Genomic DNA, 10348 nt, shown 5'->3' with positions numbered 1-10348 from the left:
TCGACTTGCATGTATTAGGCACGCCGCCAGCGTTCATCCTGAGCCAGGATCAAACTCTCCAATAAAGTTAGTTTGTCTAGCATCTAAAAATAAAAATTGACGTTCACGTTGTTTGTTTCGTTCAGTTTTCAAAGAACTTGTCTGCCGCTTCAAAAGCGACTTCATCATATTAACATCTTCATTTTTCGATGTCAACTATGTTTTTAATTTTCTTTTTTGTCGTTTTCTGCGTTTCCGCATCAGCGACGTTTATTAATATACCATCATGGTTTTTAAATAACAAGTATTTTTTATAAAAAAATACAAAAAGTTATCTATCCTACTTTCTTCTATAGAAAGAACCCTTATCCTTTCTACTAAAAACATTCATTTTGATTGTATACAAGTTACTATACACTATCATCAACCAGGCAGTATTTCACAATAACTTCCTAACCTTTAGTCTTCTCTTTTTTAAATTTTATAATTACCATAGTTCTACTTAAGAAGGACAAATAATTATTTAAATGTAGAGTAACAAAAAACGAGGCCACTATACTAGAGCAAAACTTTAATTCCTGATTTTTCTCTCCAATCAGGAATTTTGCTTCCACAAATAACAAACTTCCCCTCGAAATATTAACTTAAGGTTATTGTTAGAATTTTTTTACATTTAATTAATGAAAGATATCCAATTTTTGTTATATAGTAAGAAAGTGCCCACAAAACTATAAATAAACTAATGGAGGAATTATTTTATGGATAGGTTAACAAAATTTTCATTAAAAAACCGCGCCGCTATTATTATCATGGTTTTTCTCATTTCCATACTCGGTGTTTATTCCGGCTCTAAATTACCTATGGAATTTTTACCAAGCATCGATAACCCTGCAATAACTGTTACGACATTATCTCAAGGGCTCGATGCTGAAACGATGACCAAGGACGTAACTGATCCCCTTGAAAAACAATTTCGTAATTTAGAACATATCGATGGCATCACTTCTTCCACACATGAGGGATTATCACGCATCGACATTGCATATACATCCAAGGCAAATATGAAAGACGCGGCACGCGAAGTCGAAAAAACAATTAATACGATTAAATTACCTAAAGATGTAACTAAACCTGTTGTTAGCCAATTAAACACTTCTATGATTCCACTCGCTCAAATTACCATCCAGAAGCAAAACGGATTTTCAAAAGCTGACGAAAAACAAATTGAGAAAGAAATCGTACCACAACTCGAAAGCATTGATGGTGTTGCCAATGTTATGTTTTTCGGAAAATCAACTTCCGAATTATCCATCGTACTTGATCCTAACCAACTAAAAGATAAAAACGTAACATCACAGCAAGTATTAACAGTTTTACAAGGAAAAGAAACTTCCACTCCAGCCGGAGCAATTACCGTTAATAAGGCAGAATACAATCTTCGTGTCATCGGGGATATAAAAAATGTAAATGACATAAAAAACATCACCGTTACACCTCAAGTAAAATTACAAGATGTTGCTCAAATTGAATTAAAACAACATTACGATACAATCTCGCACATAAACGGGGAAGAAGGAACAGGATTAATCATCATGAAAGAGCCGAGTAAAAATGCGGTTGCAATCGGAAAAGAGATTGATAAAAAGATTAAAGATATAAGCAAGCAATATAAAGATCAATTCTCTATTAAACTTTTAGCTTCAACTCATGAGCAAGTTGAAAATGCTGTTACTAGTATGGGAAAAGAAGTAATCCTTGGGGCAATTGCTGCAACTCTCATTATCTTAATCTTTTTACGCAGCTTCCGAACAACACTCATCGCTGTCGTTAGTATTCCATTATCTATTTTATTAACACTATTTTTACTCCATCAATCTAACATCACACTTAACATTCTAACTCTTGGTGGCTTAGCCGTTGCAGTTGGACGTCTCGTCGATGATAGTATCGTTGTCATCGAGAATATTTTCCGTCGTTTACAAAAAGAATCTTTCTCTAAAGATATTATTCTCGATGCAACAAAAGAGGTCGCCGTCGCAATTACCTCTTCTACTTTAACGACAGTCGCCGTTTTTTTACCTATCGGTCTCGTATCGGGAGTAATCGGAAAACTAATGTTACCTATGGTGTTAGCAGTTGTGTATTCTATACTTTCTTCCTTAATTGTGGCATTAACAGTCGTTCCACTTATGGCTTTTTTACTGCTCAAAAAAACAAAACGTCGCAATTCACATTCTTCACCGCGATATGTCGCTACATTAAAGTGGGCTCTTTCTCATAAGTTTATCATTCTACTCACTTCTTTTTTATTATTTGCAGGATCAATTGCAGCCTACATACTACTTCCGAAAGCGAACATAAAGTCTGAGGACGATACAATGCTTTCCGTTAACATGACATTTCCAGGTGATTATGATTCTGAAGCTAAAAAACAAAAAGCCTTTGATTTCGAAAAGAAACTCCTCTCTAATTCTGATGTAACAGATGTTATTTTGCGAATGGGATCTAGCGCAGAAGATGCACAATGGGGACAGACAACTCAAAACAATCTTGCAACTATATTTGTAGTCTTTAAAAAAGGATCTAATATCGACCAATATATTAAAGAATTAAAAAAGGATCATAATACTTTTGAACCAGCTGAACTTGATTATATAAAAACGAGTTACTCTGACTCTGGAGGCGGAAACAACTTACAATTTAACGTAACCGCTACTAACGAAACAAATTTAAAAAAGGCCGCTAACATCGTCGAAACAAAACTAAAAGGTATGGACGATCTCTCTAAAGTAAAAACAAATATGGAAGACTCTAAAAAAGAATGGCAAATTCATATCGATCAAACAAAAGCGGAAMAACACGGTTTAACACCAGAATTAGCAGCACAACAAGTATCATTCCTTATGAAGAAATCTCCTATCGGGGAAATTTCAATCAATAATGAAAAAACAACTATTATGATAGAGCATAAAAAGACATCCATTAACAAACAAGAAGATATTTTAAACACAAACATACTATCACCTATTAATGGACCAATTCCTTTAAAAGACATTGCAACTATTTCAGAAAAACAACTTCAAACGGAAATCTTCCATAAAGATGGGAAAGAAACGATTCAAATTACCGCAGAAGCTTCAAGTGAAGATTTAAGCAAAGTAAGCGCAGAAGTAAACAAGGCGATAGCCGACTTAGATTTACCTAACGGGGCAAAAGTAAATATCGCAGGTGCTACTGAATCTATGCAAGAGAACTTCACAGATTTATTCAAAATTATGGGGATTGCAATTGGGATTGTATATTTAATTATGGTTATCACCTTCGGGCAAGCACGTGCTCCTTTCGCGATTTTATTCTCTTTACCATTAGCTGCTGTCGGCGGTATTTTAGGATTAATCATTTCAAGAACACCTGTTGACGTAAATTCATTAATCGGTGCATTAATGTTAATCGGGATTGTCGTTACAAATGCTATTGTATTAATAGAAAGAGTGCAACAAAATCGGGAAAACGGTATGGAAACAAGAGAAGCCTTACTAGAAGCAGGATCTACTAGATTACGCCCAATTATTATGACAGCTATAACAACAATCGTCGCTATGCTACCACTCCTCTTCGGGCAATCTCAAGCAGGAAGTATGGTATCGAAAAGTCTGGCCGTCGTTGTAATCGGTGGTTTGGCAGTCTCAACCGTTCTTACATTAGTAGTCGTTCCCGTTATGTATGAACTATTAGATAAAATCGGGAGAAAAAGACGTTCCCGTAGAAAAATAAGTACTTCTACAGAAACACCTGATATTTAAACTAAAAGGCGTTATCTTCAATTATGAAGATAACGCCTTTTTTATCCCTCTACCTATCCATAATATAATCCATCACTTTTTTACCATACTTCTCTAGCGGCTCTCCAGAATCCACAATAAGATATTCACCATGTAAAGGCCTTTTACTGCCAGCCAGACATTTTTGAAATGCTACTTCTGATTCTACTTTTGTAATTTGACTTATCTTACGTTCACGGGTTTGTAACCTACGATTAATTTCTTCTATATTATTAAGATAACATTCAATATATTTATATGTAGCACCATACTTCCGACATAAATCTATTCCTTTTTTAACCATCCCTTCGTAGAGACACGGACTATCTAATATCACACTGTGCTCTTGCTCCAACAAAAAATCGATCAGTTCCCACTCAATATCATAGGAGATTCCCCCAACCACTTTTGGTTCAACACCTTTTTCCTTTAATGATTTTAATAAAGCTAATTTCACGACGTCATGATCTACAATAACAGCACCTGTTAATTTAGCGATATACTTAGAAAGTGTCGATTTCCCAGATCCAGGAAACCCCGATATTTGCAGAAAAAACACTTCCAAACCCCTCCCTATTTTCAGCCGAATTTCTATATATTAAGTTACCCATTCGGTCACTCTTCTTCTTTTCCTGCCAACAACAAAATTGACCGTAAAAAAACTCCCTGTTTTATAAACAGAGAGTTTTCATCTTCAACTTATGCCACTTTTACCTTCTTCGTCGTTTTACTTTTTCTTTTCGCTCCTGTAAAACGCTTRTGTAATACAGATGCTACGAAACGAGAAATGATATTAAAGAGTAATACCATAATAATTAATACAGCTGCAGATTTTGTTGCAATTAACTTCGCATCCGGGATAATCCCTTCAGAGTTTAATTTCCAAATGTGAACAGCTAACGTTTCAGCTGGTCTAAATGGATTTAAAGGATGCGAGGGGCTCGAGAAGTCCGCTGCTGAATTTAAAATAGGTGATGTTAAACCCGCTGTATAAATTAGCGCCGCAGCTTCACCGAATATACGGCCTGCCGCTAAAATAATACCTGTAATGATTTGTGGTAACGAAGACGGGATAATGATGCGGGCAATTGTTTGCCATTTCGTTGCACCTAGTCCAAGACTCGCCTCTTTTACATTATGAGGAACTTCAGAAATCGCATTTTCACAAACACGTGTTAAACCAGGCAAATTCAAAATAGTTAAAGCAAGAGCTCCACCCATTACTGTATATCCCCAGCCTGTCATGGTAACAAATACTAATAAGCCAAATAGTCCAACAACAATAGAAGGTAAAGACGCCATTGTTTCAATACATAAACGAACAAAACTTAAAAAACGACCTTGTTTTGCATACTCCGCTAAATATATTCCAGCCCCTAATCCAAGAGGAATAGATATAATAAGTGTTATAACAAGCATGTAGAAAGAATTGAATAACTGTGGACCAATTCCCCCACCAGCTCTTGTATTGCTTGGTTCTCCGAATAAGAAACTAGGATCCCAAAATCCCCATCCCTTTTGTAGAATTTCGTACATTAAAAAAGCCAGCAAAGCTACAACTAAAGCTGCAACCCCATAAAAGATACCTGTCCAAACTTTATTTACCGTTCTTGCATTCATTATTATCGCTCACCTCTTTGACCAATCGCTCGAATTACTAAAATAAACAGGAATGAAATAACAAGTAAAATCATTGCTAACGTCCATAGCGCATTGTTCCAAGCTGTTCCGTTCAATGTATTCGTCATATCCATTGTTAGAATACCAGTTAACGTTGCTGTTGGACTATATATTCCTTCCGGTAATTTAATCGTGTTCCCGATTACCATTTGAACCGCTAACGCTTCACCAAAAGCACGCGCTAACCCTAAAACTATACCTGTTAAAATTCCTTGTTTTGCAGCAGGAACAATAATTCGGCTAATCGCTTGCCATTTCGTCGATCCTAGACCGTAAGAAGCTTCCAAGTAATCAAACGGAACAGAGCGTATCGCATCAGAGGCAATACTAGCAATAGTAGGTAAAATCATAATACTCAGGACAATAATACCCGCAATTAAACTAAAGCCCACTCCACCGAATGAATCACGTAATAGAGGAACCAAAATCGTAACCCCTAATAATCCGTATACAACTGATGGAATACCAACTAATAATTCTAAAACAGGCTTTAATACTTTATTCCCAAACTTCGGCGAAATTAAATTCATGAATATAGCAAGAGCTATAGCAATTGGTGCACTAATGATAACAGCACCTAACGACACAAGTGTCGAACCGACAATAAAGATTACAGCACCATACGTACCTTGATCAGCATTTGGATTCCATTTTGTCGAAGTTAACACCTCAGAAAACGAGATACCACTTTGCGTGAAAGATTGAATTCCTTTGCCGCAAATAAACGCAATAATAGCTAATGTAATAAAAACAATAAAGATACCGCAAAACGTAACAAGTGATCTACCTATATATTCACTCTTTACGTAATTAATTTGTTTTTTCCCCTTCATCACAGGACAGACCCCACTTCATAGATTGCATTGAACAGGACTGACCTTGCAGCCAGCCCCATAAAATTTTATTACTTATTTAATTTAGACATTGGGATGTAACCCATATCTTCTACTTGTTTTTCGAAATCTTTACCTTTTACATAATCAATGTAAGCTTTTGTCGCTTCTTTTGCCTCACCTTTAGTTACCATGTACTCGTAAGACCAGAATGGATATTTACCAGCAGAGATGTTTTCAATCTTCGGTTCAGCACCATCAATTTTCACAGTTTGCAATGCACCTTTCTTATCGCCAACCATGTAAGACATTGCTAAATAGCTGATTGAACCTGGAGTAGAGTTAATCGCTTGCTCTACTGCACCGTTAGAATCTTGTGTTGTACCAGTTCCATCATTAATTTTAGCTTCTTTCATAACTGTTTTTTCAAATGTAGCACGTGTACCAGATGAAGCTGGACGATTAATTACATTGATTTTTTCATCTTTTCCGCCTAACTCTTTCCAGTTCGTCACTTTTCCAGTGAAGATATCTTGTACTTGTTTTGCTGTTAAGTTATCAACTTTTACATCTTTATTTACGACAAGCGCGAATGCAATACCCGCTACCTTGTTATCTACTAATTCTTTTGCTTTTTCAGCATCTTTTATTTTATCTCCAGCTGGAACATCTGAGTTACCAATTTGTACCGCACCAGATGCTACTTGGTTAATCCCAGTTCCACTACCGCCACCTTGAACTTGAATAGAAACTTTTGAATTTTTCTCCATGAATTTCTTTCCAGCTTCCTCCGCAAGAGGTTGAAGAGCTGTAGAGCCAGCCGCTGCAATCGTACCTGATAATTCTTGTTTTGCATCGCTACCTTTAGCAGCTTCCTTATTATCCGTACTTTCTGCTTTTCCACATCCAACTAATGCACCTGCAACAACTAAAGCCGCTAAAGAAAATTTAATACCCTTTTTCATAACCATGTCTTGTACCCCCATTTGGATTATCACTTTTCGAATTCATCTTCTTTCGAACACAAATTCATTGTAGGACAACAATATTATGTGAGTGTTAAGCAATTTTTAAGTTTAAGTAAATAGAGATAACATCCCCTAAAAGCTAGACATTCCAACATTTACAGTTGAAAAAGCCAACAAAACCCACACTAAACACGTAGTATTGTAAATTTAATCTTAACAATGTAAATTCAATGTAAACGATTTTCTTTATTTTTCCCTTTAGGTTAAAACTATATTTACAATTCCCCTATATTTTTAAGCTTTTACACTCTTACTTTATTTACATGTAAGAAGAATTCCAATAATATTTTTCGGTACAACTAAATAAATTGGAACAATTCTAAAAATATTTGAATATTTTTAAAGTACTAATTGACAGCATCATTAAATGTAGTCTACTATATTAGTATCAAAAAGTTTACCTAAGGAAACTTTTTAAACTAAAACTAAAAATATAGAGATGAGGTAACTTTTATGGTATCGGCTAATACTAAACCCCTTTCCGAATTCAGAACAGGGGAATTTGTACAAATTGAGAAGATACAATTAGAAGGAACTATGAAACGACGTTTATTAGATTTAGGCTTTTTTCCTGGAGCGACAATTAAAGTATTACAACGCAGCCCACTTGGAGACCCAGTCGCTTATCAAGTAAGCAACACAACTATTGCACTGCGTAGTGAAGAAAGCTCCCTTATTTTCGGGGTATTAATAGGAGATGATTTCAGATGAGTAACCATCGCATTGCGTTAGCTGGTAACCCGAATACCGGGAAAAGTACATTATTTAATACTTTAACAGGCTTAAAACAACATACTGGAAACTGGACGGGAAAAACTGTTTTAAAGGCTGAAGGGGAATATAAGCATGGCGGAAATATATATACAATAATAGATTTACCTGGAACTTACTCACTGTATTCAAATTCGGCAGATGAAGAAGTAGCACGAGATTATATTATATTTGAAAAACCAGAAGTAACTGTAGTTGTTATAGACGCAACTGCAATGGAGAGAAATTTAAATTTAGCACTCCAAGTGATGGAAATGACAAACGATGTGGTCATTTGTATTAACTTAATTGATGAAGCGGAGAAAAAAGGAATCATTATTGACGAAAAGAAATTAGCAAAATCACTCGGTGTACCTGTAGTGAAGATTTCCGCTCGCAACCGAGTAGGCATTGGTCATTTGCTAAATGTGATCGCTAAAGTAGCAAATAAAAAACTAATTCCAACACCAATTAAAATTTCTTACAGCGAAAAAATCGAAAGTATGATTCAGGAATTAGAACCACAAATTTATAAAGTGTTCGGTGATACGTATCCAGCACGTTGGATTGCGTTACGTATATTAGATGGAGATAAAAATTTCTTAACTACACTCCAAAAACAACATAATGAACCACTTGTAAGGGAGGTCGTAATGAATGGAATCTCACTCAGCCAGTAAAGCTCTTCCATTAGACTATATTATTCAACATGCACAGACACTCTCAAAAGAAGATATACGAGATGATATTGTCGGAGATATTTATCGAACATCTGCAAGTATATGTAAAGAGTCTGTTCAATATACAAATACTGATAAATTGTATCGTTCTGAAAAACTAGATAAAATTTTCACATCTCCCATCTGGGGATTCCCAATTATGCTCGGTATTTTATCTATTATTTTTTATCTTACAATTGCAGGCGCTAACGTACCCTCTGATATGATTGCTGAATTCTTCGGATGGGCAGAAGGATATTTAACATCTTGGTTCCAAGCAGCGCATGCACCTGAATGGTTACATGGCATTTTAATACTTGGTTTATTCCGTGGTATCGGTGCTGTTATAAGCGTTATGTTACCACCTATGGCAATCTTTTTCCCTATGTTCGCACTATTAGAAAACTACGGATATTTACCACGTGTCGCATTTAACATGGACCGCTTATTCAAACGATCTGGTGCACATGGCAAGCAATCTTTAACAATGGCAATGGGATTCGGTTGTAATGCAGCTGCCATTATGTCAACACGTATTATTGAATCACCACGTGAACGTATGCTTGCAATCTTAACAAACAACTTCGTTCCATGTAATGGGCGCTGGCCTATGTTAATTTTAATGGCTTCACTATTTATGGCTGCTGGTTATACCGGTAGTATGCAAACACTTGTTACTGCTGGCGTTGTAGTTGGAATGGTTGTAATTGGTGTCATTATGACATTAACCGTTTCTTGGGTACTATCAAAAACAGCTTTAAAAGGCGTTCCGACTCACTACACACTTGAGTTACCACCGTACCGTAAGCCAAAAGTTTGGAATACAATTGTACGCGCAACACTCGATAAATCAATATATGTTTTAAAACGAGCTGTAGTTGTAGCTGCCCCTGCAGCTGCATTAACTTGGTTACTTGCTAATATTTTCATCGGTGACACAAGCTTACTTATGTATTTTGTAAACTTCCTAGATCCATTTGCTAAAATGTTAGGACTTGACGGGTTTATTTTAGCTGCATTCATTCTTGGGCTACCAGCTAATGAAATTGTCATCCCGATTTTATTAATGTCTTACTTATCAACTGGCGCTTTAACTGAAATAGATGATTTTAATCAAATTAAAAATCTATTCTTAGAAAATGGTTGGACTTGGTTAACAGCTTTAAACACAATGTTGTTCTCACTCCTTCATTTCCCGTGTGGAACAACACTAGTTAACATATATAAAGAAACAAAAAGTGCAAAATGGACATTCTTATCGTTCGCAATCCCTACTGTTATTGCCATTGTTGTGACATTCCTCTCTACACAATTGGTACATTGGTTAGGGCTTGTATAAAAAACAAAGCATACATAGAAGGTATCCCCCTTCACATATGCTTTTCACGAAAGAAACCTGAAATTATTCAGGTTTCTTTTTTTCTTTCCACGGCTGAGCTCCATACGTTGTGATTTTTTTATGAATGGAGTATATGGCTCCCGGAAGAATCGCCATTAATATCGTGCAACTAATTCCTAGTCCAGTAAACAACTTAAAT

Annotated in this window: 9 protein-coding genes and 1 rRNA gene; 4 read left to right on the top strand and 6 right to left on the bottom strand. The window is 35.9% G+C overall.

Annotation, left to right across the window (positions count from 1 at the left end; translation table 11 throughout):
* Positions 1–65, bottom strand: a 16S ribosomal RNA gene (locus tag AC1DKZ_RS20255); the annotation flags it as partial.
* A 672-nt stretch (positions 66–737) separates the two neighbouring features.
* On the opposite strand from AC1DKZ_RS20255, the gene AC1DKZ_RS20250 reads away from it, so the two are divergent.
* Positions 738–3782 carry an efflux RND transporter permease subunit gene (locus tag AC1DKZ_RS20250; protein WP_476996938.1) on the top strand — a complete coding sequence of 1015 codons (3045 nt, stop codon included), beginning with the start codon at positions 738–740 and terminating at the stop codon, positions 3780–3782.
* A gap of 49 nt (positions 3783–3831) precedes the next feature.
* Here the strand turns inward: AC1DKZ_RS20250 and AC1DKZ_RS20245 are convergent, their stop codons facing one another.
* The 4 genes from AC1DKZ_RS20245 to AC1DKZ_RS20230 all read right to left on the bottom strand — a co-directional run bounded on the left by AC1DKZ_RS20245 (position 3832) and on the right by AC1DKZ_RS20230 (position 7284).
* On the bottom strand, positions 3832–4359 hold the full coding sequence (locus tag AC1DKZ_RS20245; RefSeq protein WP_476996937.1) for a P-loop nucleotide/nucleoside kinase family protein: 528 nt from the start codon (positions 4357–4359) through the stop codon (positions 3832–3834).
* Between the two features lie 140 nt (positions 4360–4499).
* Positions 4500–5420, bottom strand: coding sequence for a phosphate ABC transporter permease PstA (gene pstA / locus AC1DKZ_RS20240; protein ID WP_219300024.1), 921 nt, complete (start codon positions 5418–5420; stop codon positions 4500–4502).
* Between the two features lie 2 nt (positions 5421–5422).
* Positions 5423–6313, bottom strand: a complete 891-nt coding sequence (pstC, locus tag AC1DKZ_RS20235; protein ID WP_219301280.1) for a phosphate ABC transporter permease subunit PstC — start codon at positions 6311–6313, stop codon at positions 5423–5425.
* Positions 6314–6384: 71 nt separating this feature from the next.
* Positions 6385–7284: a phosphate ABC transporter substrate-binding protein PstS family protein gene (locus tag AC1DKZ_RS20230; protein ID WP_219300026.1), complete on the bottom strand. Its 900-nt coding sequence runs from the start codon at positions 7282–7284 to the stop codon at positions 6385–6387.
* A gap of 510 nt (positions 7285–7794) precedes the next feature.
* Here AC1DKZ_RS20230 and AC1DKZ_RS20225 point away from each other — a divergent pair.
* From AC1DKZ_RS20225 to AC1DKZ_RS20215, 3 genes are read left to right on the top strand one after another with little or no spacing between them, the layout of a single operon-like run.
* A complete protein-coding gene (locus tag AC1DKZ_RS20225; RefSeq protein WP_002090873.1) occupies positions 7795–8052 on the top strand; it encodes a FeoA family protein in 258 nt (85 codons plus the stop codon).
* Positions 8049–8771 (top strand): FeoB small GTPase domain-containing protein, encoded by a 723-nt coding sequence (locus tag AC1DKZ_RS20220; RefSeq protein ID WP_476996936.1) that lies wholly within the window; start codon positions 8049–8051, stop codon positions 8769–8771. The genes AC1DKZ_RS20225 and AC1DKZ_RS20220 overlap by 4 nt, the downstream gene beginning before the upstream one ends.
* Entirely contained in the window at positions 8749–10149 is a 1401-nt protein-coding gene (locus tag AC1DKZ_RS20215) for a nucleoside recognition domain-containing protein (protein WP_000443603.1), read from the top strand. The genes AC1DKZ_RS20220 and AC1DKZ_RS20215 overlap by 23 nt, the downstream gene beginning before the upstream one ends.
* A 63-nt stretch (positions 10150–10212) precedes the next feature.
* Here the strand turns inward: AC1DKZ_RS20215 and AC1DKZ_RS20210 are convergent, their stop codons facing one another.
* On the bottom strand, positions 10213–10341 hold the full coding sequence (locus AC1DKZ_RS20210; RefSeq protein WP_012260330.1) for a hypothetical protein: 129 nt from the start codon (positions 10339–10341) through the stop codon (positions 10213–10215).
* Positions 10342–10348: the final 7 nt, after the last annotated feature.

Source organism: Bacillus sp. 05T21 (genome assembly GCF_056396785.1).
This window is presented reverse-complemented; position numbering and strand designations above follow the sequence as displayed.

What these genes read in the sequence shown, in the direction of transcription:
- AC1DKZ_RS20225 (WP_002090873.1), top strand. Translation starts at nt 7,795, where the DNA reads ATGGTATCGGCTAATACTAAACCCCTTTCCGAATTCAGAACAGGGGAA.
- pstC (WP_219301280.1), bottom strand. Translation starts at nt 6,313, where the DNA reads ATGAAGGGGAAAAAACAAATTAATTACGTAAAGAGTGAATATATAGGT.
- AC1DKZ_RS20215 (WP_000443603.1), top strand. Translation starts at nt 8,749, where the DNA reads ATGGAATCTCACTCAGCCAGTAAAGCTCTTCCATTAGACTATATTATT.
- AC1DKZ_RS20220 (WP_476996936.1), top strand. Translation starts at nt 8,049, where the DNA reads ATGAGTAACCATCGCATTGCGTTAGCTGGTAACCCGAATACCGGGAAA.
- AC1DKZ_RS20230 (WP_219300026.1), bottom strand. Translation starts at nt 7,284, where the DNA reads ATGGTTATGAAAAAGGGTATTAAATTTTCTTTAGCGGCTTTAGTTGTT.